The organism is Sphingopyxis alaskensis RB2256 (assembly GCF_000013985.1).
Lineage (GTDB): Bacteria > Pseudomonadota > Alphaproteobacteria > Sphingomonadales > Sphingomonadaceae > Sphingopyxis > Sphingopyxis alaskensis.
Map to the genome: position 1 here is coordinate 2,565,703 of NC_008048.1, position 26,145 is coordinate 2,591,847.

The window sequence follows — 26,145 nt, forward strand, 5'->3', positions numbered from 1 at the left end:
GTGGCGTTTGGACCGCCCCGCCGCGAGGCGGGCATCCGACACATACGGGAGCGGCGGCGATGCACGATCATCAGGGCGCAGAAAAAGGCAGCGGGAGCACGACCGATCCCGTCTGCGGCATGACGGTCGATCCGGCCACCACACCTCACACCGCGACGCATAGCGGCAAGCATCACTATTTCTGCAGCGCAGGCTGCCTCGCCAAATTCGAGGCCGATCCCGATCTTTATGCCGCAAAAAGCGAGCCGGCCGCAGCCGATGCACCCGAAGGCGCCATCTGGACCTGCCCGATGCATCCCGAAATCCAGCGCGCCGGCCCCGGAAGCTGCCCGATCTGCGGCATGGCACTCGAGCCCGTCATGCCGACAGCATCGGACGGCCCCAGCGAAGAATATCGCGATATGCGGCGGCGCTTCTGGATCGGGCTCCTTCTCGCCCTTCCGGTGGTTGCGCTCGAAATGGGCGGCCATCTGACGGGCCTCCACCAATATGTCGGCCGCCAGACGAACAACTGGATCCAGATGCTGCTCGCGACCCCCGTCGTGCTATGGGCTGGCTGGCCCTTCTTCGAGCGCGCCTGGCTCTCGATCCGCAACAAGAGCCTCAACATGTTCACCCTCATAGCGATGGGGACGGGCGTTGCCTGGGGCTACAGCATGATGGCGGCGATTCTCCCGCAAATCTTCCCGGCAGCCTTCCGCGCCGCCGATGGTTCGGTCGCGGTCTATTTCGAGGCCGCCGCAGTCATCACGGTCCTGGTGCTACTCGGGCAGGTGCTCGAACTCAGGGCCCGCGAAACGACGAGCGGCGCGATCCGCGCGCTCCTTGACCTGACACCGAAGCTCGCCCGGCGCGTCCGCAGCGATGGAAGCGACGAGGAGGTAGCGCTCGAGGAAGTCGCGGTCGGCGACATGCTGCGCATCCGTCCGGGCGAAAAAGTCCCCGTCGATGGCATCGTCGTAGAAGGCCGCGGCACAGTCGACGAATCGATGGTTACGGGCGAATCGATGCCGGTCACCAAGGCGGCCGGCGCGGCGCTGATCGGCGGGACGATCAACCAGACGGGCGGCCTGCTCATGCGCAGCGAGAAGGTCGGGCGCGACACGATGCTCGCGCGGATCGTACAAATGGTCGCCGACGCGCAGCGCAGCCGGGCGCCGATCCAGCGTCTCGCCGATACCGTTTCGGGCTGGTTCGTGCCCGGCGTCATCGTCGTCGCCATCGTCGCTTTCATTGTCTGGTCGCTTCTCGGCCCCGCGCCCGCCATGGCCTACGGCCTTATCGCCGCCGTCTCGGTGCTCATCATCGCCTGCCCCTGCGCGCTCGGCCTCGCGACGCCGATGTCGATCATGGTCGGCGTGGGGCGCGGCGCCGAAGTTGGCGTGCTGATCAAAAATGCCGAGGCGCTTGAGCGGATGGAGAAGGTCGACACGCTCGTCGTCGATAAGACCGGGACGCTGACAGAAGGCAGACCCTCGGTCGTCGCCATCGAAGTCGCCGAAGGGTTCGAGGAAAACGACCTCCTCCGGATTGCCGCGAGCCTTGAGCGCAGCAGCGAACATCCATTGGCCGCCGCAATCGTCAAAGCGGCGGAAGACCGCGCCCTCGCGCTCGTCGAGCCATCGGGAGTCGACCAGCCGGTCGGCAAGGGCATCGTCGGGGTCGTCGACGACAAGGCGATCGTCCTCGGCAATGCGAACTTTCTCGAAGAATATGACGTCGATCTGGGCGCACTCGCCGAGGCGGCTGACCGGCTTCGTACAGACGGTGCAACGGCGATCTACATCGCGGTCAGCGGCAAGGCGGCCGGCGTCATCGCCATCGCCGATCCGGTCAAGGAGACGACGGGCGACGCGCTCGCGGCGCTGCGCGAGGCCGGAATCAAGGTCATCATGCTCACCGGCGACAATCGCGTCACCGCCGAGGCGATCGCGCGGCGCCTCGGCATCGACGACGTTGAGGCCGACGTCCTCCCCGACCAGAAGAGTGCGGTCGTGCAGCGGCTGCGCGAAGAGGGCCGGATCGTCGCGATGGCCGGCGACGGGGTCAACGACGCCCCCGCGCTCGCCGCCGCTGACGTCGGCATCGCGATGGGCTCGGGAACCGATGTCGCCATCGAAAGCGCGGGAGTGACGCTGCTGCGCGGCGACCTTCTGGGCATCGTGCGGGCGCGGCATCTCAGCCATGCGACGATGGCGAACATCCGCCAGAATCTCTTCTTCGCTTTCGCCTATAATGTCGCCGGGATTCCGGTCGCTGCGGGCGTGCTCTATCCGGTCTTCGGACTATTGCTCTCGCCGGTCATTGCCGCCGCTGCGATGGCACTCTCGTCCGTCAGCGTCATCGCCAATTCTTTGCGGCTGCGCTTTGCCAGAATCTGATCGAAACCACCGGAGGCACTCGTGAAGTGTCGGCACAACAAGGGGAAATGATATGAGACGACTGACGATTACAGCAATCGCATTGGCCATGCTGGTGGCCGTCCCGGCTCAGGCGACCGAGCCTGCGGATTATCAGGGCGCGGCGGCAGCGCTCGCGCAGTATAAATCGGCGATGGAGAAACTGGACCTGACCGGCGTCGAGGCCCTCTTTTCGCCAGACGCCCAGATATTCGAGTCCGGCGGCGTTGAAGGGAACTTCGCCCACTATCGCGACCATCACATGGGTCCCGAACTCAAGGAATTCAAATCCTTCACCTTCCGCAATTACAAGATTTCGGTTCGCGGCGAAGGAAATATCGCGATCGCAACCGAGACCTACAGCTTCTCGATTGTGCTCGCGAGCGGCGAGACCATCGAACGGGATGGCGTCGCTACGAGTGTCCTCAAACAGGACAACGGAAAGTGGCAGATCTTCAATCTCCACAGCTCCTCACGCAAGCCGAAGGTGCGGCCGGCGGGTGGCATCTGAGCGGGCAAAAAAGGGGCTAGTCCTCACGATCTCTCCGAACCCACACCTAGCAGGACGCATGAGCCCGAGCGGGTGTGGGCACCCTGAAATGGCTCGTCGCGGCAAGTACGGAAACGCCTGCCTCGTCTGTGACAAGGGCAAAGCTGTTGGGGTGCGTATCATCTGTTGCACAGCCGCCGCATTGCGTTCGGCTGCAAAGCTCAAGGCCTGTTATGCGGGAGATAGATAATGGAGCGATTTCGAACTTTCGATTTCCGAAAGCATATGCCGAGCGTGACGTTCACGCTGCTGGCGGTTGCCCTGATAGCGGGCGCGGGTGCGATCACCGTCTATCTCGGCCTATATAATATAGCGGCCGATGCCCCCCATAACCGGCTGACTTACAGCGTCATCGAAACATTCAGGGAGCAATCCATCGCAGCCCGGTCCGGATCGATCGCGGTGCCGGCGGATTTGGCGGCTCCGGCGCGGATCGCATCGGGCGCCGGACTATACACGGAGATGTGCAGCGGCTGCCATCTGGCGCCCGGAATGGAAAAAACCGAAATGAGTCAGGGGCTGTATCCGCAAGCGCCCATCTTGTTCAAAGGTTCGGAACGTTCGGCTGCGGAGCAATTCTGGATCATCAAGCATGGCATCAAGATGACCGCCATGCCGGCCTGGGGGAAAACGCATGATGATCGTCTCATCTGGGATATGGTCGCGTTTGTCCGAAAACTCCCTGGCCTGTCGCCGGCACAATATCAGGCTATTACGCAGAATGCGCCAATGGACCATGACGCGATGATGAAGGGCATGACAGAGGCGGAAGGCGCGAGTCAGAAACCAAGCGGAGCGGGCGAACACGCAGGGCACTGAGGTCGTCGACAATTATGCAGCGCCGGGCGTGAACGGGCTCGTTTCGACCTTCCATTCCCGCCCACCTTGCCGGTGGGACGGAAGGTTTCGCCTTTCGCTAAGGGCCGGATCGAGCGAACTGTCTTGGCCGGCAAGCCGCAGGTGGAAAACAGCAATTCGGAATGGATCAAGCGGGGGCTATAAACATGAAGCGCGATCTTGTTCGCGAACTGATCGAGCGCTGGCGCGGCGATTCCGGCTCGACCTATCAAAGCTGGTTCCTGTGGGAGGAACGACTGAAGAATTTTCGGTCGATCAGAAGAGGAATCTCGCAGGTCGTCGCCGAAATTGAGGCCGGCACCTTCGGAGCGGCATATCGGGGCTCGTCATTGGAGATCATTGTTCATTCAATCGCCGAGCAACGACAGATTTTCAAAGGTGCGGATCATGCTTTCTTGTGGAAGCCCAAACTCCGAATCCCGGATATCTACGAGAACGCCGACAATCAACGAGCTTTTGGCAGACTTCTTCACCATTGCTCCTGTTGCGATACCGCCGAGGAGGTCGTCGCCGGGATCCTCGCAATCGACAGACAGAAGATCAAGGGGTTGGGTCCTGCGGTAGCCAACATTCTCTATTTTCTGCATCCCACCCTTGTGCCTCCGTTCAATACGGCAATCGTAAAGGGCTACAACGCGCTGACGGGTGCGAATGTGAAGCTTGGCAGCTGGGAGCATTTTCTCGCGATGCGCGCGGGCATTCTGGATCTCAACGATTGCTACCGGGATCTTCTCTCCAACGATTTGGGCGCGATAGGAGGGCTGCTGTTCGATATCGGATCGGGACGGTTTCCAGCCCCACCGCTCAGCGGTTCGAGCGAAAATGCTCGCGATTGGATGGCCTTGCTGAATGAAACGCGCTCACAGTCCGACAAGTTCGATAAGGGGCTTGCAAATCAGAAAGAGAGCGACCGGACGCATAGCGAAGTCCAATCCTGGCTTCGGGACCTCGGCCTTGCACTTGGATATGACGTCTGGGTAGCGGCAAATGACCGGGGGCGCCTTCATGAGGGTGTACCGCTCGGGTCTCGATGCCTCGATAGCTTGCCGCATGCCATCGCAACCGCTCAAGGAAGCGATGCCATAAGACTGATCGACATCTTATGGCTCGAGCAATCGACGGCTACGGTCGCGGCGGCATTCGAAGTCGAGCATTCGACATCCATTTATTCCGGAATTGTCCGCATGCTTGATCTCGCGCTGAGCAGCGAGAATCTTCATTTGTCGACGCCACTTTTCCTGGTTGCACCCGATGCGCGAGAAGCCGATGTCCGCGCTCAGCTCCGACGCCCGGCTTTCAGCCGGATCGGTGATCTCGACATTTCCTACCTGCCCTACGCCGAGCTCGAACAGAACAGGGTCGCCATTGCCCGCTTCGGTACGGGCCTGAAGGCGATCAAGGCGATCTCCCATCCATTGCCGTGAGGCAGCCGACGACGCGTAGGCCTCCGAAAGCAGTTGGTCTTTGCATCCTCGCGGCGTCACAGGGAAAGCCGGGCATCGAAATCGCGCGCGCTACCGACGTTCAGGATGGGACTAGCCCGTATCTGTTCGTGCCATCTTACTGTCCGGCTCATCGTGCCATCAGCAGGGCCGTTCAAGTAACGGCGCCGGTGAGAACAGGGACATATCATGTCCTGCGTTCAGAGGAAGTATTCCCCCCGGGCGCAAGCGCCCAGGGGGACCGACGACCGTAGGGGAGTCGCCGGGGGACCTCGCAGGACGAGGAACCTCAGAAAAAGTAGCGCAGCTGCAATCCGTACTGGCGCGGCTCGCCGTAGATGTAGAGCGGAAGAGTAGGGTTCGAGACACCCGTCGCGTCCGTCCCGATCGTACTATAGCTCACATAGCGCTCGTTGGTGAGATTTCGGCCATAAAGCGCAATTTCCCACGCTTCGCTCGCCGGCTGCCATGCGACACGCCCATTTATAAGGGTCGTGGCGTTTCCGGAAAAAAGCGGATTGTTGCTGGGCTTGAAAAAGATGCTGTCGCGCCAGGAGATATCGGTCCGTAATGTCAGCATTCCGCCGCCCAGGGAGGCCTTATATTCTCCGCCGAGAGTGATGTTCCACTTCGGCGCGTTCGGCAGCCGCTTGCCCTTGAGGCTTGCGCCGACGTCGTCAAAATAGACATCGTAGCGCGCATCGAGATAAGCGATCGTGGATGTAAGCGTCAGGCGATCGAACGGCCGTGCCATCAGTTCCGCTTCAACGCCCTTGATCGTCGCCTTGCCGGCGTTGGTGGTACTGGCAACGCCATTATTATACTCGACCACCTGAAGATTGGTGTAATCATAATAGAAGGCCGAAAAATTAGCTCGAAGCCGGCGATCGAGGAGCGTCGACTTCAAGCCGACTTCGTAGCTCCAGACATACTCCGGGAGGAAAGGCCGCCCGTCTCCCAGCTGGAATCCACCCGATTTGAACCCGCGGGTTGCCGACGCATAAGCCATGACGTCATCGGCAAGGTCGTAATCGATCCCAATTTTCGGAGTCCAGGCGGTCCAGGATGATTTGGGCTGACCGGCATCGACCTGATTTCCGTTCAGCAGGACACGATATCCGAAATCCTTTTTTTCGTATGAGTATCGAAGCCCTCCGGTCAATCGCAGGCGGTCGATGAGTTCGTAGCTTGCTTGTCCGAAGAGCGCGAATGCATTCGTCGTATTGTTTTCCGGGATCGCGAGCCGACGACCCGGTTCGATGATCCGTATTTCGTCGTTGCCCTTTTCATTCAGATAGAATGCTCCGACGATCCAGCGCAGCTTGTCCGCATCGTTGTTGAGAAGTTGGAACTCTTGCGTGAAACTGCGGGAACGTTCGTAAAATTCGATATCGCGGAGGAAGAGGTCAGTCGAGTCAACGTCGAGCGCCTGGACGACCTTGCTCTTGCGCAGCGCCGTAATCGAGCGGAGCGTGACCGGGCCGCCGTCCCAGTTCATGGTCGAGGACACGCCCCAGGCATCGACATCGTAACGCGGCAGGCGGTCGAGTGCGGCCTCTTTGTCATTGGCCGGGATCGTCGCCCCCGCATCGACGAAGCCTTGCGGATAAAAGGGCCGAACAGACCGCGCGCCGGTCTCGCGATCACGGCTGGCATCCGCCCGCAACACGATCTCAAGACGGTCGCTCGCGTCAATCGCAAGCGTCAGTCGTCCAGCGAGATTATCTTCGTTTTGGTATCGCCGTCCCGAGACGACGTCGCGGTAGATGCCGTCGCGCTGGTTGGCAAGCAAGGTGAGGCGGCCTCGGACGCCCGCTCCAAGCGGTCCAGAAATCGTGCCGCTCAGCGAGCGCTTCTCGTAATTTCCGACGGTGAGTCCCAGCGCGCCAGTCAAATCCTCCGTAGGCATTTTGGAAATGATGTTGAGTGTGCCGCCGGCGGAGTTGCGACCGAAGAGAACGCCTTGCGGTCCGCGCAGCACCTCGATGCGTTCGACGTCGAACAAATCCTGATAGTTTGTGGTCGGGCGCGAGATGTAGACGCCGTCATAATGGACTGTCGTGCTGGGGTCGGTCGCAACGCCGAACGCCGAGGTGCCAATTCCACGAATATTGATGATCGCCATGGAATCGTTGGTGATCGACACGCCCGGCACAAAAAATTGGAGGTCTTCGACGTTTGATATGCCCGTTGCCGTAAGCGCCTCGCCGGTCATCGCTGTCACCGAGACGGGAACGGACTGCAGATTTTCCTCGCGCTTCTCCGCCGTTACGATGATCTCGGCGAGGCCGTCCGACTGGGCTTCCTGAGCCTGCGCGGGAAACGCGACCGCCACCGCAATCGCCGCCATCGAGCTTCGCTGCATTGCGCGCTTCGTCGACGAATAACAGTATAATTTGTTCATTATGCTTCCCCTGTTTCGAAGAACTGCCCTTTCGCGCAGCCCAAATGAGTTTCGGGGAAGTCGAGGACAAAAACATGCATGCCCGGAAACCGCTGCTTACGGCTTCCGGGTTCAAGCACCCAACATCCCCTACTGACATTGATTACGCACCAGAACGACTCATCCCTCAAAAATGGTTCGGGCGACGTAAAACCATCGGAATTGGGCTCCCCGATTTGTTCAGATCGCCAGGATGAAGTTGATCCGGAACGCCCAAAGGCTCCTACCTTCATCCAGAAGCGGCGCTTTTCGCTTCTGCCCCTCGTCGGAGCCTTGGTCGGCGCCGTGCACGTGACGCAATCGCTCGCTTGACCCTATGGTCAGGTCTTCCCCGTGGAAGCCTATTTGTTCGCTCTGATGCCGGTCCTAGCCGCGGAGATTCGATGGCGCCTGACCCAGGCACTTCGGACGGCCGTCGCAACTCCGGACGCGGCAGCGGCGAGACACTGCGGCTGCGATCCGCGCTAGCCTTCAGCTCGATGTCGCAGCCGGAGTTACCATCCCATCGCTTGTAGCCGGGATGCTGGAACCATTTGCGACCGATTGACACCAGTTTGAGGGAGGTGAGACGGGCCGTCAGCACCATCCGCCCCCAAGACCAGTCGGGCTAGATCTGCTCGAACGCCGCTATGATCGGGCAGTGGAGCGTGTCGGCGGCAGCGCATTGGCGCGACAGGCCCATGAGCGCGCGCCGCGCCACATCGAGTTCGGCGATCGTCTTTTCGATCGCCGCGATGCGCGCGTCGGCCAGTTCGCGCGCTCGCGCGCGATCGCTCGACGCGTCGAGTTCGAGCAGTTCGGCGATCTCGGTGAGCGTAAATCCCGCTGCCTGTGCCGATTTGATGAAGCGCAGACGGCGCAGAACCGCCTCGTCGTAACGCCGGACTCGGCCTTCCGACGGGGCGCTGGCCGACTGAGGCGGAACGGGCAACAGGCCGCGGCGTTGGTAATAGCGGATCGTCTCGACATTGACGCCGCCCTGCCGGGCAAGCTGGCCGATGGTCATGTCACGCAAGGCCTTGACTCCGTACTATGGTACGGAGCCTATATAGCGGGAAGCGATCGGGAATCAAGAAAGGCGAATCGATGAATATGCAGGTTCAGCGCGCGAACGAAAGCGCGCCAGCGCACACTGGTGCGGCGGTTTCGGGCAAGCCGCGGGCGACCATCTATCGCATGGTGATGGAGCAGCATATCTGCCCCTATGGCCTGAAGGCGCTGCATCTGTTGCGCAGCCGCGGCTATGACGTCGAGGATGTCTGGCTGACGACCCGCGAGGAAACCGACGCATTCAAGGCGAAACATGGCGTCGCGACGACGCCGCAGACCTTCATCGAAGGCGAGCGGATCGGCGGTCTTGACGATCTGAGGCGCCATCTCGGTCTGAAAGTCCGCGATCCTAAGGCGCTTACCTATAAGCCCGTCATCGCGCTCTTCTCTATCACCGCGCTGATGGCGCTGGCCGCCAGCCAAGCGGTGTCGGGCACGCCCTTCACAATCCGTGCCGCCGAATGGTTTATCGGGTTCAGCATGGCGTTGCTTGCCTTCCTCAAGCTCCGCGACATCGAGAGCTTCTCGAGCATGTTCCTGAACTATGACTTGCTCGCCAAACGCTGGGTACCCTATGCTACCATCTATCCCTTTGCGGAGGGTCTTGCCGGCATCCTGATGATTTCTGGCGCGCTGAACTGGATATCGATTCCGGTGGCGCTGTTCATCGGGATCATCGGCGCCGTGTCGGTGTTCAAGGCGGTGTATATCGACAAGCGCGAACTCAAATGCGCCTGCGTCGGCGGCGACAGCAATGTGCCGCTGGGTTTCATCTCACTGACCGAAAATCTGATGATGATCGCCATGGCGCTGTGGATGCTGGTCGCGCCCGCCGCCATGACAATGGGCCATTCTTAACGGGTCCGGCGTAACCACGACGGGACAGTCGGCGAACAAGTGAGCGGGATCTCCACCCCGGTTTAGATTGACGCCAAGTTTGACAAGGATCATGCTTCGACCGTGAAACGCTGGCTCACCTTTCTACTTCTTGTCGGAGCCTTACTCGGCCTTCTGGCGCAGGAGACCGCATTCGCCTCGGCGCCCGCGCTCCCGTCGGCCGAGACGGCGTTCGCGGCGGCGATGAGCGACGAATGCGCGGAGATGATGGGGATTAAAAAATCCCAGAAGAGCGCTCCGTGCAAGGGCCTCACGCTCGACTGCATCGCCAAGATGGGCTGCGCGCTACCGCCCGCCGTCGTCTCTCCGGCTACCCCCCTTGCCGAAAAGACATTTGTCGCCGGCTCTTTCGATCCGCTTCCTGTCCGGCGCCTCGCCGGAAGAACATTCGGCCCCGAACCCGACCCGCCCCTATTTCTTGCCTGAATTGCCGACGCGCACCGGCTCGTCCCGGCGCGCGGTTTCACGCTTTTCAATCAAGGAATTCAACATGAAACCGTTTTTTGCCGTTGCCGCGCTCGCGGCAGCAACGCTTGCCGCTCCCGTCCTCGCCCAAGAACCGTCCGGCGGCCATCATGAATGGCAGACCCGCCAGGTGCCAGGGCCGAACAAGTCCAATACCACCTCGCGAGTCCGCGTCTGGGTCAAGGACAAGCCGGGACAGATGGCGCATTGCGACTGCGACATGATGAAGGTGAGTCCGGCGGACTGCATGAAGAATATGTCCGGCGACCAAAGGATGCCCCCGCAAGGGTAACGGTCTTTCTTCCCCGGCGTACAGACGCCGGGGAGGCTTTCGCCCAGTCCACAGCAGGGGGACATCATGCGCCCATATTTTACGGCAGCCTTGCTTGCGCTGCCCTCGGCTCTTCACGCCGAGCCGATGACGCTCGATTCGGCGCTCAGCCGAGCAGCATCGGAGGCACCCGAACTGCAAAGCCGCGAAGCGGGCGTCGACGCCGCCCAATCGGCGGCGATCGCCGCCGACCGGCTGCCCGACCCGAAACTCAATATCGTCCTCCAGGATTTCCCGGTGACCGGACCCGACGCGGGCCGGTTCAATCGCGACGATTTCACGATGCAGGTCATCGGCGTCAGCCAGGATTTTCCGAACCCCGCCAAACGCCGCGCGCGCGCGACCCGCGCGCAGGCCGACATTGGAATCGCCCGCGCCGACGAAGCGGTCACCGCGCAGGACATCAGGCTCGCGACCGCGCTCGCCTGGGTCGATCTCTATTATGCCAAGAAGGAGCTGAAGGAACTCGACCTGCTCGATAGCGGCCTCGAGGACCTTCAATCGACCGTGACGGCGCGGCTTGCCAGCGGTGCGGCGCGCCCGGCGCAGGCGCTCGAACCCGATCAGCTTCGCGCCGCGATCAACGATCGCCGCAGCGCGCTCGCCGCCGAGATCGCCCGCGCCCGCGCGCAGCTCGCCCGCTTCACCGGCGACCCCGCCGCCGACACGCTCGGCGACTTGCCGCCGCAGTCGATCGACGAACAAGGATTGCGCGCCGGCATCGACGCCCTGCCAAAGCTCAGAGCACTCGATGCCCGCGCCCTCGCCGCCGACGCCGAGACCGGTCTCGCACGCGCCGACAAGCGACCCGACTGGAGCGTCAACGCGGCCTATGGGCGCCGCGAGCCCAATTACGGTGATCTCGTCACGGTCGGGGTCACCGTCGACCTGCCCTTCTTCTCGAAAAAGCGGCAGGACCCCAAGATCGCCGCGCGCGCCAGCGAGGCGATGCGCGCCCGGCTCGACCGCGAGGCTGCCAAGCGAGACATTGCGGCGGCGCTCGACGCCGATCTCGCCGATCACCGCATGCATCATGAGCAGCTCGCCAATGCACGTACGCGGCTCGTGCCGCTCGCGAAGAAGCGCGCCGAGCTCGATCTTGCAAGCTACGCCGCCGGAAAGCTCGACCTCGGGACCGCGCTCCTGTCGACTCTCGCGCTTGCCGAGGCCGAAGTCGATGCGCTGGCGCGCGAAGCCGAGGTCGCGCGCGACGCGATCCGGATCAATTATATTTATGGGGAGGCAGGTCGATGACCGATGCAACATCAGCGGCGCGCTGGCGCGTCGCAATCCTGGCCACGGTGCTGATCGCGGGCGGCGGCGGTTATTGGTTGGGACAGAGCGGCAAGAGCGATGCACCAACCGAGACGGCAAGCGGCGGGCGCAAGATCCTCTACTATTATGATCCGATGTTCCCGAACCAGAAGTTCGACAAGCCCGGCAAGTCGCCCTTCATGGACATGCAGCTCGAGCCCAAATATGCCGACGAGGGTGGCGGCGCGGCGCCCGGCGTGTCGATTGACCCGTCGGCGCGTCAGAGCCTCGGCATAAGAGTGGTCGCGGCCGAAATGGGGAGCCTTGCCGCAACCTTCGACGTCAACGGCAGTATCGATTTCAACCAGCGCGATGTCGCGATCGTCCAGGCGCGCTCGGGCGGCTTCGTCGAACGCGTCTATCGCCTCGCGCCTGGCGATGTCATCGGCGCCGGTGCGCCGATCGCCGAATTGCAATTGCCTGAATGGGGCAGCGCCCAGACCGAATATCTGAGCGTCAAGAAGCTCGGCAAACCTGAACTCACGGCGGCCGCGCGGCAGCGGCTGCGGCTGATGGGCATGCCCGAAGGCGTGATCGCCGAGGTCGACCGGAGCGGACGGACCGGCGGCAGACTGACGGTGCGCGCGCCGATCGGCGGCGTGGTCCAGACGCTCAATGCCCGTGCAGGCGTGACTCTCGCCTCGGGGCAGACACTTGCCGAAATCTCGGGACTTGGAACGGTGTGGCTCAATGCCGCGCTCCCCGAAGCGCAGGCCGGACTGGTGAAGATCGGCCAACCTGCCACCGCGAACCTCACCGCCTTTCCCGGCGAGGCTTTTACCGGGCGGGTCGTCGCGATCCTGCCGACCGCAGCGGCGGACAGCCGGACGCTGACAGTGCGCATCGAGCTCGCCAACCGCGGCGGTCGCCTACGCCCCGGCATGTTCGCCGTCGTCGCGCTCGGCGGGGACGCCAAGCCAACGCTGCTGGTGCCAAGCGAAGCGGTGATCCGCACCGGCACGCGCAGCATCGTGATGCTCGAGAAGGGCGACGGACGCTACCATCCCGCCGAAGTGGTCGCCGGACGCGAAGGCGGCGGCAAGACCGAGATATTGCGAGGGCTCGCCCCCGGCGAGAAGGTCGTCGCGTCGGGCCAGTTCCTGCTCGATTCCGAGGCGAGCCTGACCGGTCTCACGGTTCGTCCGCTGGAGCCAGCGCAATGATCGCACGCATTATTCGCGCCTCGGTCGCGGCGCGCGGGCTTGTCGTCGCTTCGGCGCTGATCCTGACCTTGCTCGGGATCGCCGCGGTGCGCACGACTCCGGTCGACGCCCTGCCCGACCTGTCGGACGTCCAGGTCATCGTCCGCACCAGCTATGCGGGACAGGCACCGCGGATCGTCGAGGACCAGGTCACCTATCCGATCACGACGACAATGCTCTCGGTGCCCGGCGCGCGCGTCGTGCGCGGCTACAGCTTCGTCGGCGACAGCTTCGTCTATGTGCTCTTCGACGACGGCACCGATCCCTATTGGGCGCGCAGCCGCGTGCTCGAATATCTGAGCCAGGTGCAGAGCCGGCTCCCCGACGGCGCGCGGGCGAGCCTCGGCCCCGACGCGACCGGGGTCGGGTGGATCTATGAATATGCGCTCGTCGACAAGAGCGGCCGCCACGATCTTGCCGAGCTCCGCAGCCTCCAGGACTGGTTCCTGCGCTTCGAACTGAAGTCAGTGCCGGGCGTCGCCGAGGTCGCGAGCATCGGCGGCATGGTGCGCCAATATCAGATCATCGTCGATCCGCAGAAGCTTGCCGCCTTCGGCGTGACCGCAACCGACGTGGCAGACGCCCTCAAGCGCGCAAACCAGGAAAGCGGCGGCGGCAGCCTCGAACTCGCCGAGGCCGAATATATCGTGCGCGCGGGCGGCTATCTGAAATCGCTCGACGATTTCCGCAGCGTCCCGATCCGCACCGCCGGCGGCGGCATCCCGGTGACGGTCGGCGATGTTGCGACGGTCCAGATCGGCCCCGACACGCGGCGCGGCATCGCCGAACTCAATGGCGAGGGCGAGGTCGCGGGCGGCGTGATCGTCATGCGCGAGGGCAAGAATGCCCGCGAGGTCATCGACGGCGTGCGCGCCAAGCTCGCCGAGCTCAAGCGCAGCCTGCCGCCGGGGGTCGAGATCGTCACCACCTACGACCGTTCGGGGCTGATCGATCGTGCGGTCGACAATCTCACCTCGAAGCTCGTCGAAGAATTCATCATCGTCGGGCTCGTCTGCGCGCTGTTCCTGTGGCACGCCCGGTCGGCGCTGGTCGCCATCCTGACCCTGCCGCTCGGCATCCTCATCGCCTTCATCGTCATGCGGCTGCAGGGGCTCAACGCCAATATCCTGTCGCTCGGCGGCATCGCGATCGCGGTCGGCGCGATGGTCGATGCGGCGGTGGTGATGATCGAAAATGCCCACAAGCATCTCGAACATTGGGAGCGCGATCATCCGGGCGAGGAATTGAAGGGCGCCGAGCGCTGGCGCGTCATCACCGATGCCGCCGCCGAGGTCGGCCCGGCGCTGTTCCTCAGCCTTCTCATTATCACCTTCTCCTTCTTGCCGATCTTCACGCTCGAAGGCCAGGAAGGGCGGCTCTTCGCGCCGCTCGCCTTCACCAAGACCTATGCGATGGCGGCCGCTGCGATCCTCTCGATCACGCTCATCCCGGTGCTGATGGGCTGGCTGATCCGCGGAAAGATCCCGGCCGAACAGGCCAATCCGGTCAACCGCTGGCTGACCCGCGCCTATCGCCCGGCACTCGACTGGGTGCTCGAACGGCCGAAAAAGGCGCTCCTCATCGCCGGCCTCGTCTTCGCCACCAGCCTCTGGCCGATGACCCAGATCGGCGGCGAGTTCATGCCGCAGATGCATGAGGGCGATCTCCTCTACATGCCCTCAGCGCTTCCCGGCATCTCAGCAGCGCGGGCGTCGAGCCTGCTCCAGCAGACCGATCGGCTGATCAAGACGGTGCCAGAGGTCGAAAGCGTGTTCGGCAAGGCGGGCCGCGCCGACAGCGCCACCGACCCCGCGCCGCTCGAGATGTTCGAGACGACGATCCGCTTCAAGCCGAAGGACCAGTGGCGCCCCGGCATGACCGAGGAGAAATTGATCGAGGAGCTCGACGCGCGGGTCCGGGTCCCTGGGCTCGCCAATTTCTGGATCCCGCCGATCCGCAACCGCATCGACATGCTCGCGACCGGGATCAAAAGCCCGGTCGGCATCAAGGTCGCGGGCTCGGATCTTGCCGAGATCGACCGCACCGCGAAGCGCATCGAGGGCGTAGTCAGGACCGTCCCCGGCGTCGCCTCGGCGCGGGCCGAGCGCCTGACTGGCGGCCGTTATATCGACGTCGACATCGATCGCGCCGCCGCGGGGCGCTATGGTCTCAACGTCGCCGACGTGCAGGCGATCGTCGCGGGCGCGATCGGCGGCGAGACGATCGGCCAGACGGTCGAGGGGCTCGCGCGCTATCCGATCAGCGTCCGCTATCCACGCGAGATGCGCGACAGCATCGGCGAGCTCGCGGCCCTTCCGATCCTGACGCCGTCGCGCCAGCAGATCACGCTCGGGACGGTGGCGAGCGTCAAGGTCAGCGACGGGCCGCCGATGCTGCGCAGCGAGAATGGCCGCCCGGTGACCTGGATCTATGTCGACAGCCGCGGCCGCGATTTGCAGGGTCTGGTGCACGACATCCAGCGGGCGATCGCGCGCGATGTCGAGCTGCCCCCCGGCGTCAGCATCTCCTACACCGGGCAGTTCGAGTTCCTCGTTCGTGCGACCGAGCGGATGAAGGTGGTCGTGCCGGTCACGCTCGCGATCATCTTCATCCTGCTCTACCTCACCTTCCGCCGCTGGGACGAGGCGCTGCTCATCATGGCGACCTTGCCCTTTGCACTCACCGGCGGGCTCTGGCTGCTCTATCTGCTCGGTTACAACCAGTCGGTCGCGAGCGCGGTCGGGTTCATCGCGCTCGCCGGCGTCGCCGCCGAGTTCGGGGTCGTCATGCTCATCTACCTCAAGCATGCGCTCGCCGATCGCGGCGATGGCGACATATTGGCCGCGGTTCGCGAGGGCGCGCTGCTTCGCGTCCGGCCGAAGGCGATGACCGTCGCGGTGATCCTCGCGGGCCTGTTCCCGATCCTCGTCGGGACCGGCACCGGCTCCGAAGTGATGAGCCGCATCGCCGCGCCGATGATCGGCGGCATGCTGACCGCGCCGCTGCTCTCGATGCTCATCATTCCCGCCGCCTATCTGCTGATGCGCAGGCGCGCGGCCCATCCCGTTCAACCCGAAGGAGAAATGACATGAAGAATTTGACCGCCATCGCACTGGGCATCGCGCTCAGCGCAGGACTTGCCGGCTGCGGCAAGCAGGGCGAAGCGCCGAAGACCGAAGAAAAGGCCGCGATGGCCGATGACGCCGGAACCATGGCGATGCCCGCCGAAACCAAACATGGCAAGGGCACGGCGACCGTGACCGCAATCGATAGCGCGAAGGGACAGGTCACGCTCGATCATGGCGCGATCGCCGAACTCGAATGGCCGCCGATGACGATGGGCTTCGCCGCAAAGCCCGAGCTGCTGAAGGACATCAAGGTCGGCGACAAGGTCGCGTTCGAGCTCGACTGGAACGGTAAGGCCGGGACGATCACCAAGCTCGACAAGGCGCCATAATATCCGCCGGCGCGCGCGGCGAAGCCAGTCGTCGCGCGCGCCAGCCCCTTCCTTCCCCGAACCCGGATGCGTCCGGTCGGATCGATCAATCGGTCTGGAGCGCGAGTTCGGTGCCCGCGATCGCCTCGATCACCCGGCATTCGGCGGCCCGGCCGCCCTCGCAGGAGGTCGCGACCTCGGTCAGCGCCGAGCGCAAGGTTTCGAGCCGCGCGATGCGGATGCCGATATCGGCAAGATGCGCGCGCGCGATCGCCGCAGCCTCGCCGCAATCGCGGTCGGGCTGATCCGAAAGCGCCAGCAGCGAGCGGATTTCGGGGATCGAAAAACCGAGCTGCCGGCCGTGGCGGACGAAGGCGAGCCGCCGAAGGTCGGCCGCATCATAGCTTCGCCGTCCCGAAGCGGTGCGCAGGGCTTCGGGCAGCAGCCCGATCTCTTCATAGAAGCGGATGGTGTTGACCTTGGTCCCGGTCTCCCGGGCAAGGTCGCCGATCGCGAGCCGCTTGGTCATATTATGCTTGATCCTCCAGTGACTGGAGGATGTATAGGCGGTCCTCGTCCGAAGTTGAAGGCGGCAAAGCGAAGAGCGCGCCACCACCATGGAGTGAAGACGCGATGGCGGAGGGATCCGAGAACGGCGACGGCTGCGGCTGCACGGGAGACCCGGTGCGCGCGGAAAAGGACCCGGCCTATCGCCGTGCTCTTTGGATCGTGGTTATCCTAAATCTCGGCTTCGGCGCTATCGAGATCGTCGGCGGATTCATCGCCAACAGCCAGGCGCTGAAGGCCGACTCGCTCGACTTCATCGGCGACGGCACCATCACGCTGGCCGGCCTCGTCGCGATCGGCTGGACGGCGCTCGCCCGCACCCGCATCGCTCTTGCCCAAGGCCTGTTCCTGCTGACGCTCGGGCTCGGCGTCATCGGCGTCGCGCTGTGGCGCGCCCTGACAGCGGTTCCGCCCGAAGCCGAGCTCATGGGCGGCATCGGCTTCGTTGCACTGCTCGTCAATCTCACCTCGGCGGCGGTCCTCTCGCGGTTTCGCGAAGGCGACGCCAATGTCCGCGCTGTTTGGCTGTTCAGCCGCAATGACGCGGTCGCCAATGTCGCGGTAATCATCGCTGCGGGTCTCGTCGCATGGACCGGCCAGGCCTGGCCCGACCTTGCAGTGGCCGCCATCATTGCAGCGCTCTTCCTGCATTCGGCCTATGAAATTCTTCGCAGCGCGCGGACCGAGCTGCGCCAACTGTCGGAACAAGGGATTCGTGGTCAGGCTTGACCCTGTAGTTGCTACAGGGTGCATAAGGCCGGCGAATCGACGCAAAGGGAAATGTCGCGAGCATGCTGGATCGACGTCAAGCTGCCGGCCTGATCGCCGCCGAGATGACGCATTACCGGGCCGCGCGGCGGGCCGGCGATTATCCCGCGGCCTGGCGCGCGCTCGAGCGCGCGCACATCGTTGCGCAGCCCTTCTTCGGCATTCACCTGTCGTCGCATGGCCACATGCTCGGTTTCGCGATGGCGCTCGGCGACTGGCGCGAAGCGGCGGGGCAGATTTTCCGGCTGGCCCTCGTCCCTCTGGGATCGCTGACGGGCCGGATCCCGGCAGGCAATAGTGGGCGGGCGCGGGTCAGCGCGTTCCAACCCATGGCGATTCCATCCGATCTGGCCGCCGCGATGTCACGCCGCGACAAACAGATGACGGGTCGATAGGGGGCTTTATGGCTGGTGCGATGATGCGACTGCTGGTGATTGTGGGCGTGCTGCTTTGCACCCTGCAATTCTGTGAGCCCGCGTCCGCGCATATTGCCGATCAAGGCACCGCCTATTCGCTGGACAGGGACGGCGGCAAGCAAGTGCCGGGCGAACCGGCAAAGAAATTCGCCCATAGCGGCCATCATCATTGCCCCATGGCGCCGGACCAGCATCAGACGGTCAGCGAAGCCCCGCTGGCCCCGGCGCGTGGGCCACTATTTGCCGCGCCGGTCGTGCAGCGACCATCGCGCGTCCTGCCGCCCCTTCTCGACCCGCCCCTCGCCTGACGTCTTGACGGGCTCGCGCATTCGCGCGGCGATCTATCGGCTCAATCGAGGATGGAATTATGTACAGGATCGTTGTTGCCCTCGTGGCAGCCACATCGTGCGTTGCGATAGCGCAGGCACAGGAGGTCGGCACCGAAAGCCGGCAGATATCAGGACCGCTCCTGACGCTCGACGAGGCGGTTGCGCTCGCGGGCGGCAGCGCGCCCGCGGCGGAAGCCGCAGCGGCGGACGTTGATGCCGCAAGCGCAGCCCGCCGAGTCGCGGGGCTGCGCCCCAACCCAGCGCTTTCGGTCGAAGTCGAGAATTTCGTCGGCACCGGGCCCTATAATGGCGTCAATGGCGCCGATATCACGGCAAGCGTCGCGATCCCGCTCGAACTCGGCGGCAAGCGGCAGGCCCGGATCGCGGTTGCCGATGCGGCGGCGCACCGCGCGCAAATCGCGCAGGCGATTGCGCAGGCCGATATCCGGTTCCAGGTCACCGAACTCTATATCCAGGCCTCGGCCGCCGAAGTGCGTGTCGCGATTGCCGAGGACCAATATCGTATCGCCGGCGACACGGCGCGCGCCGCGACCATAAGAGTGCAAGCGGGGCGCGCCTCGCCGCTCGAACAAGAACGCGCCGAAGTCGCGCGCCTGACCGCCGAAACCGAGGCCGAGAAAGCGCGCCGCCTCGCCGATGCCGCGCGCGCCAGTCTCGCGCGCCGCATTGGCCGCCCGGTCACCGGCCCGCTCGATGTCGCGGTACTCGGCGGCCCCGGAAGCGGCACCATGGGTCCGCCCCGCCCTGTATCGGCGGCTGGCACGCTCGCGCTGGCGGCGGCCGATGCCGACCTCGCCACCGCGGATGCCGGCGTCGAACTGGCGCGTTCGCAGCGCGTGCCCGATCTTACCGTCGGGCCGGGCGTTCGCCGGCTCGAAGCCACCAACGATGTCGCTGCGGTGTTCAGCGTCTCGGTGCCGCTGCCGCTGTTCAACAACGGACGCGCCGCGGTCGACCAGGCGAATGCCGAACGGCGGCGTGCCGACGCGCAGCGCCGCGTCACCGCGCTCGATATCGAGCAGAAGATCAGCGACGCCGAAGTCGAGGCTGCCAATGCGGCCGCGGCGGCGCGCGTCGCGAGCGGCCCCGCTCTGTCCTCGGCCATGGAAGCCGCGCGCATTGCGCGCATCGGCTACCGCGAGGGCAAGTTCGGACAGCTCGAACTGCTCGATGCCGAACGGACGCTGACCGAGATGCGCTCCGCGTCGATCGAAGCCCTCGCCTCCTATCAACTCGCCAAGGCCCGGTTGGAACGCCTGACGGCTCCCGCGCCGCTCGAAGGAAATTGACCCGATGACTATCACTATCAACCGAAAGCTGCTGCTCGCCGCGACGCTGCCGCTGTTCCTCGCCGCCTGCGGTGGCGGCGAGACCGCCAAACCCGCCGACGAGCATGGCGAGGAAGAGGCCGGCCATGCCGACGAGGGCAAGATCACCCTCACCAACGAGCAGATCAAGATCGCGGGGATCGCGCTCGGCAGCCCGACCATCGGCAGCGCCGGCGCGCTGCAATTGCCCGCAACGATCGAAGGCGATCCGCAAGGAACGCAGGCCGTGTCGGCCGCGATCGGCGGGCGGATCGTCGCGCTCAACCGCAATCTCGGACAGAGCGTCGGCCGTGGGCAGACGCTTGCGATTGTCGAGAGCCGCGAGGCCGCGCAGCTCCAGGGCGAGGTGCAGGCCACGCGTGCCCGATTAGCGCTTGCCAACTCCAATCTCGCACGCGAGGAGCGGCTGTTCGCACAGCGCGTGTCGCCCGAGCAGGATGTGATTGCGGCACGCACGGCCGCGACCGAAGCCAGGATCGCCTATCAACTCGCGCAGCAGCAGGTATCCGCCGCAGGGGGCGGCGGCGGCCAGCTCAACCGGATTGCCATTACCGCGCCGATTTCGGGCCAGGTAATCGCGCGCAGCGTGGTGCTCGGTCAGACGGTTCCCGCCGATGCAGAACTCTATCGCATCGCCAACCTCTCGAGCGTTTCGCTCTCGCTGAACCTCCAGCCCGCCGACGCCGGTCGTATCCGGCCCGGCGCCGTCGTCTCGGTGAGCGCGCCTGGACGCCAGGCGACCGGCAAGATCAGCTTCGTCTCGCCCGCGCTCGATCCGGCCACGAAGCTCGTGCCCGCAATCGCGATCCTCGACAATCGCGCCGGCCAATGGCGCGTCGGCGAAGCCGTGACCGCCTCGGTCGCGCTGGCTGCGAGCGGCGGCGTCGGCTCGATCAGCGTTCCCGCGACCGCGATCCAGACCGTCGAGGGCAAGAGCGTCGTGTTCGTGCGTACCAAGGACGGGTTCGAGGCTGTCCCCGTGGTGCTCGGCGACCGCGCGGGAGCCAATGTCATCGTCCGCTCCGGGCTCAAGGGCACCGAGCAGATCGCCATCACCAACAGCTTTTCGCTCAAGGCCGAGATCGGCAAGGGCGAAGCAGGCGATGAGGACTAAGCCATGATCGCTCGTATCGTTACCTGGGCGGTCGAAAAGCGCTGGCTTGTCGTCCTGCTCACCGCCATCGCCGCCATAATCGGGGCGACAGCATTGTCGCGCCTGCCGATCGACGCGGTTCCCGACATCACCAACAACCAGATCCAGATCAACGTCCGCGCCCCCGCGCTCTCGCCCGAACTCGTCGAGAAGCAGGTCGCCTTCCCGATCGAGACCGCGCTCGCGGGGATCCCCGGCCTCGATCACACAAGGTCGCTGAGCCGCAACGGCTTCGCGCAGGTCACCGCGGTCTTCGACGATTCGACCGACATTTATTTCGCGCGCCAGCAGGTCGGCGAACGCCTCAACGAGGCAACCGAGAATATACCCGACGGGGTTCGCCCGGAGATGGGGCCGATCGCGACGGGTCTCGGCGACGTCTATATGTGGACGGTCCGCCTCGCGCACCGCAAAGACGATGCGCACAAGGCCGGCGAGCCCGGCCTCCAGCCTGACGGCAGCTATGTGACCCCCGAAGGCGAACGGCTCGTCACCGAGGCCGACAAGTCGACCTATCTTCGCACGACGCAGGACTGGATCGTCACGCCGCTCGTCCGGACGGTTCCCGGCGTCGCGGGCGTCGATGCGATCGGCGGCTATTCGAAGCAGTATCTGGTCGTTCCCGACGTGCAGCGCCTCGCCGCGCTCGACCTCAGCCTCACCGAGCTCGCCGAAGCCCTCGAACGCAACAATAGTGCGGTCGGCGGCGGCGTCGTCGAGCGCAATGGCGAAGGGCTCGCCGTTCGTTCGGACGCGTTGGTCCGCGACACCGCCGAGCTGGCACGCACCGTCGTCGCAACGCGCGCGGGCGTTCCGATCACGCTCGACCAGGTGGCGACGGTCCGCACCGGACAGGCGGTTCGCATGGGTTCAGCCTCTGAAAATGGCACCGAAGTCGTCGTCGGCACCGCGGTCATGCGCATCGGCGAGAACAGCCGGACGGTCGCGACCGCGGTCGCAGACCGGCTGAAGGAGGTAAACGCCTCGCTGCCGCCCGATGTCGTTATCGAGCCGGCGCTCGATCGTACCAAGCTCGTCAATTCGACGATCTGGACGGTCGGCAAGAACCTGACCGAGGGTGCGCTGCTCGTCATTGTCGTGCTTTTCCTGCTGCTCGGCAATTTCCGCGCAGCGCTGATCGCGGCGCTCGTCATCCCGATCACGATGCTGCTCACCAGCTTCGGCATGCTGCGCGCCGGCGTCTCGGCGAACCTGATGAGCCTCGGCGCACTCGACTTCGGCCTCATCGTCGATGGCGCCGTCATCATCGTCGAGAATGCGCTGCGGCGCATGGCCGACCTCCAGCATCGCCACGGCCGCATCCTGACCGTCCAGGAACGTCTCGCGACCGTTGCATCGGCCGCGCGCGAGATGGTGCGACCGTCTGTCTACGGGCAGGCGATCATCATCCTCGTCTATGTGCCCTTGCTCACCTTGAGCGGGGTCGAGGGCAAGACCTTCATCCCGATGGCGCTGACCGTGATCATCGCGCTCGCTTTCGCCTTCATCCTCTCGCTCACATTCGTCCCCGCCGCGATCGCGATCTGGCTTTCGAAGCGGGTCGAAGAAAAAGAGGGCCGCATCATGGCGTGGCTGAAGCAACGCTACGAGCCGGGTCTCGACCGCGCGATTAGCAAGCCCAAGATCACCCTCGGCGCGGGCATCGGGGGGTTCGTCATCGCGATCCTCGCCTTCTTCTCACTCGGCCAGGTCTTCCTGCCGCAGCTCGACGAGGGAGATCTCCTGATCCAGGCGTTTCGCGTGCCCTCGACGTCCGTCGAACAGAGCCAGGCCATGCAAGTGCCGATCGAGCGGATGCTCGCAAGGCAGCCCGAGGTCGCGATCGTCTTCTCGAAGACCGGCACGGCGGACCTCGCGTCCGATCCGATGCCGCCCAACGCGACCGACAATTTCGTGATCCTCAAGCCTCGCAAAGAATGGCCCGACCCAAGCCTCCCCAAGGCCGAACTCGTCGAGCGGCTGGAGAAGGAACTGAACAAGATCCCGGGCAATGCCTATGAGATCACTCAGCCGATCCAGATGCGCTTCAACGAGCTGATTGCGGGCGTGCGCGGTGACATTGCGATCAAGGTCTATGGCGACGACTTCGACGCGATGAACGCGACCGCGCAGCAAGTCGCCGCAATCTTGCGGAAGACCGAAGGCGCGAGCGACGTGCGCGTCGAAGAAACCGAAGGTCTCTCGATGCTCGACATTCGGGCGAACCGCGACGCGATGGCGCGGCTCGGCGTCAGCGCGCGTGACGTGCAGGATGTCGTCACCGCAACGATCGGCGGCCGCGAGGCCGGCACGATCTTCGAAGGCGACCGGCGCTTCCCGATCGTCATCCGGCTGTCCGACGCGCAGCGCGCTGACCTGTCGGTGCTCGAACAGGTACAGGTCCCGGTGGCGGGCGGCGCCTTCGTGCCGCTTGCGAGCGTCGCCGATATCCGTATCGTCGAGGGACCGAACCAGATCAGCCGCGAAAACGGGAAGAGGCGCGTCGTCGTCCAGGCCAACGTCCGCGGCCGCGCGATCTCCGACGTCGTGGCCGACGCCAAGGCCGGCATCGCTAAGGATGTTCGCCTCCCCGCCGGCAGCTACCTTGAATGGGGCGGCCAGTTCGAGAATCTCGCCTCCGCACGCGACCGGCTTCAGCTCGTCGTCCCGGCCTGCTTCATCCTGATCCTGCTGCTGCTCTATGGCGCGCTTCGATCGTCGCGCGATGCGGCGATCGTGTTCACCGGGGTTCCGCTGGCACTGATCGGCGGCGTGCTAGCACTGTTCCTGCGCGGGATGGACTTCTCCATCTCGGCAGCAGTCGGGTTCATCGCGCTCTCGGGTATCGCGGTGCTCAACGGCCTCGTGATGGTGTCGTCGATCCAGGAACTGATGCGCTCGGGCATGGCGCGGGCCGAAGCCGCAAGGCAAGGCGCGCTCATGCGCCTTCGCCCCGTCGTGATGACCGCGCTCGTCGCCAGCCTCGGGTTCGTGCCGATGGCGCTCGCGACCGGCGCGGGCGCCGAAGTGCAGAAGCCGCTCGCGACGGTGGTGATTGGGGGACTGATCTCGGCGACCCTGCTCACGCTCTTCGTACTTCCGACCCTCTATGCCCGCTATGGCAGCCGGGAAGCCGACCTGCGGGAAGATCATTTGCAGTACGACGACAGCCTATCTGCGAGCACCCCCTAATGATCAGCACGACAAGACGCGCGGCACGCAAGGCTGCGGTTCTGTTGAACCGGCGGGCGACCATGCTGCTCGCTGGCGCCCGGGCGCCGATTCTCGACGACTTCGTGAACAGGTTGCCACATTGCCCGGCGATTCACATCGTAAGGGATCAGAATTCTAAAAATCTGGATCCAGGTCCAGCCCGGAACGGATGAGGTGCTCGTCACCGGAAGCGCCCAACGAGCCGGGACGAGCAGAGTCGTAAACCGCGGGCATCTTCACGCTTCCGCCGACATCGTCGGTGGAAGCGAGTCGATCATCGCAGACGCGCGCTAGACCTGTCCGATTTCCCCGTGCGTTAGATATTCCGCCCGGTTCGGCGTATCTATACCGATTTGAACATCTATCTGCTCCGCAACCGCTTGGCTGGAGTGGGTGGAAATCGCTGCCGGAGAACATGACAACGTCCTCTTCCGCCTCGGCCGGGCAGCCGTTTCCGAAGGGGTCACGCCGTTGGCGTTCCACTCCAGCAATTTTGACGCAACCCAGCCGATCGGAGGGACCGACTCATTCTACTGCGCGCTTGGGCCCCGATCCGGTAGTTGCAGCACGCTAAGCGCCAATCCTTTCCTAGACACACCCGTCGGCTCGCCGTCATCATATTACGTCCTTATTACGCGAGACGAAATGCGGCTCGACGTAACGCGGCATATTACGCCGCCTTTTGGCGTAAGTGACTGGAATTACTAGGAAAACTGGAGCGGGCGAAGGGATTCGAACCCTCGATCGCCGAGCTATGCCGCAAGGAAGGCATTGCCCAGAGCCTGTATTACACCTGGTCGAAGGAGTTCATGGAAGCTGGCAAGCGCCGCCTGGCCGGCGACACCGCCCGTGCCGCGACCACCGGAGAGGTCCAGGACCTGCGCCGCGAAGCCCGGGCCCTGAAGGAATGCGTGGCCGATCTGACACTGGAAAACCGTCTGCTCAAAAAAAGCATGGTCGCGGATGGGGGCAACGACGAATGAGATATCCCGCATCCGAGAAGCTCGAGATCATCAGAACCGTCGAGCAGTCGCACCTGTCGGCCAAGCGCACGCTGGACCAACTCGGCATCCCTCGTCGGACATTCTACCGCTGGTATGATCGCTACCTCGAAGGCGGGCCGGAGGCGTTGGAAGATCGGCCATCGGCGCCGAGCCGGGTGTGGAACCGCATCCCGGCGGGCATCCACGACCAGATCATCGAGCTGGCGCTGGAACAGTCTGAGCTGAGCCCCCGGGAACTGGCCGTGCGCTTCACCGAAGGGCAGCGCTACTTCGTGTCGGAATCCACGGTTTACCGCCTGTTGAAGGCCCACGACCTGATCACCAGCCCGGCCTATGTCGTGATCAAGGCTGCCGATCAGTTCCACACGAAAACCACGCGGCCGAACGAGATGTGGCAGACCGACTTCACCTACTTCAAGATCATCGGGTGGGGCTGGATGTATCTGTCGACCGTGCTCGACGACTTCTCACGCTACATCATCGCCTGGAAGCTGTGCACCAACATGCGAGCCGAGGACGTCACCGACACGCTGGACCTCGCCCTGGCGGCTTCTGGTTGCGACAGCGCCACGGTGCTGCACAAACCCCGGATACTCAGCGATAATGGCCCCAGCTACATCGCGGGTGAGCTGGCGGAATACATCGAGGCCCGGAAGATGAGCCATGTCCGCGGCGCCCCGTGTCATCCCCAAACCCAGGGCAAGATCGAGCGCTGGCACCAGACCCTGAAAAACCGCATCTTGCTGGAAAACTACTTCCTGCCCGGCGACCTCGAAGCCCACATCGAGACCTTCGTCGAGCACTACAATCGCCAGCGATACCACGAGAGCCTGGCCAACGTGACGCCTGCCGACGCCTACTTCGGCAGGGCTCCGGCAATCATCAAACTGCGCGAAAGGATCAAGCGACAGACCATCGAACATCGGCGCTTGCAGCACCGCAAGTTCGCCGCCTAACAT

General features: G+C 64.2%; 20 protein-coding genes and 1 pseudogene. 18 read left to right on the forward strand and 3 right to left on the reverse strand.

Translation table 11 applies throughout. The annotated features are described in order from the left end of the window. Nucleotides 1–59: 59 nt before the first annotated feature. The 4 genes from SALA_RS12385 to SALA_RS12400 all read left to right on the forward strand — a co-directional run bounded on the left by SALA_RS12385 (nucleotide 60) and on the right by SALA_RS12400 (nucleotide 5,231). Nucleotides 60–2,381 carry a heavy metal translocating P-type ATPase gene (locus SALA_RS12385; RefSeq protein WP_011542706.1) on the forward strand — a complete coding sequence of 774 codons (2,322 nt, stop codon included), beginning with the start codon at nucleotides 60–62 and terminating at the stop codon, nucleotides 2,379–2,381. Between the two features lie 52 nt (nucleotides 2,382–2,433). Then, nucleotides 2,434–2,910, forward strand: coding sequence for a YybH family protein (locus SALA_RS12390; RefSeq protein WP_011542707.1), 477 nt, complete (start codon nucleotides 2,434–2,436; stop codon nucleotides 2,908–2,910). A gap of 264 nt (nucleotides 2,911–3,174) precedes the next feature. Next, a complete protein-coding gene (locus SALA_RS12395; RefSeq protein WP_237700963.1) occupies nucleotides 3,175–3,768 on the forward strand; it encodes a c-type cytochrome in 594 nt (197 codons plus the stop codon). A gap of 185 nt (nucleotides 3,769–3,953) precedes the next feature. Continuing rightward, nucleotides 3,954–5,231 (forward strand): hypothetical protein, encoded by a 1,278-nt coding sequence (locus SALA_RS12400; RefSeq protein WP_011542709.1) that lies wholly within the window; start codon nucleotides 3,954–3,956, stop codon nucleotides 5,229–5,231. A gap of 307 nt (nucleotides 5,232–5,538) precedes the next feature. Here SALA_RS12400 and SALA_RS12405 read toward each other — a convergent pair whose 3' ends face one another. Then, a complete protein-coding gene (locus SALA_RS12405) occupies nucleotides 5,539–7,653 on the reverse strand; it encodes a TonB-dependent receptor (protein WP_011542710.1) in 2,115 nt (704 codons plus the stop codon). Nucleotides 7,654–8,299: 646 nt separating this feature from the next. Further along, nucleotides 8,300–8,698 carry a MerR family transcriptional regulator gene (locus SALA_RS12415; RefSeq protein ID WP_039578962.1) on the reverse strand — a complete coding sequence of 133 codons (399 nt, stop codon included), beginning with the start codon at nucleotides 8,696–8,698 and terminating at the stop codon, nucleotides 8,300–8,302. A gap of 80 nt (nucleotides 8,699–8,778) precedes the next feature. Between SALA_RS12415 and SALA_RS12420 the strand changes: the two genes are divergently transcribed. From SALA_RS12420 to SALA_RS12450, 7 genes are all read left to right on the forward strand, one after another. Next, a complete protein-coding gene (locus tag SALA_RS12420; protein WP_003046430.1) occupies nucleotides 8,779–9,600 on the forward strand; it encodes a MauE/DoxX family redox-associated membrane protein in 822 nt (273 codons plus the stop codon). 102 nt (nucleotides 9,601–9,702) lie between these two features. After that, the gene (locus SALA_RS12425; protein ID WP_003046437.1) at nucleotides 9,703–10,065 is read left to right on the forward strand and encodes a hypothetical protein; all 363 of its coding nucleotides are present in this window, start codon (nucleotides 9,703–9,705) and stop codon (nucleotides 10,063–10,065) included. A 64-nt stretch (nucleotides 10,066–10,129) separates the two neighbouring features. Beyond that, the gene (locus tag SALA_RS12430) at nucleotides 10,130–10,396 is read left to right on the forward strand and encodes a hypothetical protein (protein ID WP_003046439.1); all 267 of its coding nucleotides are present in this window, start codon (nucleotides 10,130–10,132) and stop codon (nucleotides 10,394–10,396) included. Nucleotides 10,397–10,462: 66 nt separating this feature from the next. Continuing rightward, the gene (locus SALA_RS12435) at nucleotides 10,463–11,689 is read left to right on the forward strand and encodes a TolC family protein (RefSeq protein WP_003046442.1); all 1,227 of its coding nucleotides are present in this window, start codon (nucleotides 10,463–10,465) and stop codon (nucleotides 11,687–11,689) included. Continuing rightward, complete coding sequence (locus SALA_RS12440; protein ID WP_003046445.1) at nucleotides 11,686–12,912, forward strand: efflux RND transporter periplasmic adaptor subunit; 1,227 nt, start codon at nucleotides 11,686–11,688, stop codon at nucleotides 12,910–12,912. The genes SALA_RS12435 and SALA_RS12440 overlap by 4 nt, the downstream gene beginning before the upstream one ends. Continuing rightward, nucleotides 12,909–16,043, forward strand: coding sequence for an efflux RND transporter permease subunit (locus tag SALA_RS12445; RefSeq protein WP_011542713.1), 3,135 nt, complete (start codon nucleotides 12,909–12,911; stop codon nucleotides 16,041–16,043). The genes SALA_RS12440 and SALA_RS12445 overlap by 4 nt, the downstream gene beginning before the upstream one ends. After that, nucleotides 16,040–16,408, forward strand: a complete 369-nt coding sequence (locus SALA_RS12450; protein WP_011542714.1) for a copper-binding protein — start codon at nucleotides 16,040–16,042, stop codon at nucleotides 16,406–16,408. The genes SALA_RS12445 and SALA_RS12450 overlap by 4 nt, the downstream gene beginning before the upstream one ends. An 85-nt stretch (nucleotides 16,409–16,493) precedes the next feature. Here the strand turns inward: SALA_RS12450 and SALA_RS12455 are convergent, their stop codons facing one another. Continuing rightward, nucleotides 16,494–16,916 carry a MerR family transcriptional regulator gene (locus SALA_RS12455; protein ID WP_011542715.1) on the reverse strand — a complete coding sequence of 141 codons (423 nt, stop codon included), beginning with the start codon at nucleotides 16,914–16,916 and terminating at the stop codon, nucleotides 16,494–16,496. 104 nt (nucleotides 16,917–17,020) lie between these two features. Between SALA_RS12455 and SALA_RS12460 the strand changes: the two genes are divergently transcribed. The 7 genes and pseudogenes from SALA_RS12460 to SALA_RS12495 all read left to right on the forward strand — a co-directional run. Further along, nucleotides 17,021–17,683 carry a cation transporter gene (locus SALA_RS12460; protein WP_041383325.1) on the forward strand — a complete coding sequence of 221 codons (663 nt, stop codon included), beginning with the start codon at nucleotides 17,021–17,023 and terminating at the stop codon, nucleotides 17,681–17,683. A 62-nt stretch (nucleotides 17,684–17,745) separates the two neighbouring features. Continuing rightward, nucleotides 17,746–18,117: a DUF3703 domain-containing protein gene (locus SALA_RS12465; protein ID WP_011542717.1), complete on the forward strand. Its 372-nt coding sequence runs from the start codon at nucleotides 17,746–17,748 to the stop codon at nucleotides 18,115–18,117. Between the two features lie 20 nt (nucleotides 18,118–18,137). Further along, nucleotides 18,138–18,446 carry a hypothetical protein gene (locus tag SALA_RS12470; RefSeq protein ID WP_041383326.1) on the forward strand — a complete coding sequence of 103 codons (309 nt, stop codon included), beginning with the start codon at nucleotides 18,138–18,140 and terminating at the stop codon, nucleotides 18,444–18,446. A gap of 59 nt (nucleotides 18,447–18,505) precedes the next feature. Then, entirely contained in the window at nucleotides 18,506–19,777 is a 1,272-nt protein-coding gene (locus SALA_RS12475) for a TolC family protein (protein ID WP_011542719.1), read from the forward strand. Between the two features lie 4 nt (nucleotides 19,778–19,781). Next, complete coding sequence (locus SALA_RS12480; RefSeq protein WP_011542720.1) at nucleotides 19,782–20,930, forward strand: efflux RND transporter periplasmic adaptor subunit; 1,149 nt, start codon at nucleotides 19,782–19,784, stop codon at nucleotides 20,928–20,930. A 3-nt stretch (nucleotides 20,931–20,933) separates the two neighbouring features. After that, nucleotides 20,934–24,161 (forward strand): efflux RND transporter permease subunit, encoded by a 3,228-nt coding sequence (locus SALA_RS12485; protein WP_011542721.1) that lies wholly within the window; start codon nucleotides 20,934–20,936, stop codon nucleotides 24,159–24,161. A 755-nt stretch (nucleotides 24,162–24,916) separates the two neighbouring features. Beyond that, nucleotides 24,917–26,142: pseudogene (locus SALA_RS12495) on the forward strand (IS3 family transposase); the annotation flags it as partial. Nucleotides 26,143–26,145 lie beyond the last annotated feature (3 nt).

Bases quoted from the DNA above. Each gene is read 5' to 3' on its own strand.
- SALA_RS12385 (WP_011542706.1), top strand. From the start codon at position 60: ATGCACGATCATCAGGGCGCAGAAAAAGGCAGCGGGAGCACGACCGAT.
- SALA_RS12390 (WP_011542707.1), top strand. From the start codon at position 2,434: ATGAGACGACTGACGATTACAGCAATCGCATTGGCCATGCTGGTGGCC.
- SALA_RS12395 (WP_237700963.1), top strand. From the start codon at position 3,175: ATGCCGAGCGTGACGTTCACGCTGCTGGCGGTTGCCCTGATAGCGGGC.
- SALA_RS12400 (WP_011542709.1), top strand. From the start codon at position 3,954: ATGAAGCGCGATCTTGTTCGCGAACTGATCGAGCGCTGGCGCGGCGAT.
- SALA_RS12405 (WP_011542710.1), bottom strand. From the start codon at position 7,653: ATGAACAAATTATACTGTTATTCGTCGACGAAGCGCGCAATGCAGCGA.
- SALA_RS12415 (WP_039578962.1), bottom strand. From the start codon at position 8,698: ATGACCATCGGCCAGCTTGCCCGGCAGGGCGGCGTCAATGTCGAGACG.
- SALA_RS12420 (WP_003046430.1), top strand. From the start codon at position 8,779: ATGAATATGCAGGTTCAGCGCGCGAACGAAAGCGCGCCAGCGCACACT.
- SALA_RS12430 (WP_003046439.1), top strand. From the start codon at position 10,130: ATGAAACCGTTTTTTGCCGTTGCCGCGCTCGCGGCAGCAACGCTTGCC.
- SALA_RS12435 (WP_003046442.1), top strand. From the start codon at position 10,463: ATGCGCCCATATTTTACGGCAGCCTTGCTTGCGCTGCCCTCGGCTCTT.
- SALA_RS12440 (WP_003046445.1), top strand. From the start codon at position 11,686: ATGACCGATGCAACATCAGCGGCGCGCTGGCGCGTCGCAATCCTGGCC.
- SALA_RS12445 (WP_011542713.1), top strand. From the start codon at position 12,909: ATGATCGCACGCATTATTCGCGCCTCGGTCGCGGCGCGCGGGCTTGTC.
- SALA_RS12450 (WP_011542714.1), top strand. From the start codon at position 16,040: ATGAAGAATTTGACCGCCATCGCACTGGGCATCGCGCTCAGCGCAGGA.
- SALA_RS12455 (WP_011542715.1), bottom strand. From the start codon at position 16,916: ATGACCAAGCGGCTCGCGATCGGCGACCTTGCCCGGGAGACCGGGACC.
- SALA_RS12460 (WP_041383325.1), top strand. From the start codon at position 17,021: ATGGCGGAGGGATCCGAGAACGGCGACGGCTGCGGCTGCACGGGAGAC.
- SALA_RS12465 (WP_011542717.1), top strand. From the start codon at position 17,746: ATGCTGGATCGACGTCAAGCTGCCGGCCTGATCGCCGCCGAGATGACG.
- SALA_RS12470 (WP_041383326.1), top strand. From the start codon at position 18,138: ATGATGCGACTGCTGGTGATTGTGGGCGTGCTGCTTTGCACCCTGCAA.
- SALA_RS12475 (WP_011542719.1), top strand. From the start codon at position 18,506: ATGTACAGGATCGTTGTTGCCCTCGTGGCAGCCACATCGTGCGTTGCG.
- SALA_RS12480 (WP_011542720.1), top strand. From the start codon at position 19,782: ATGACTATCACTATCAACCGAAAGCTGCTGCTCGCCGCGACGCTGCCG.
- SALA_RS12485 (WP_011542721.1), top strand. From the start codon at position 20,934: ATGATCGCTCGTATCGTTACCTGGGCGGTCGAAAAGCGCTGGCTTGTC.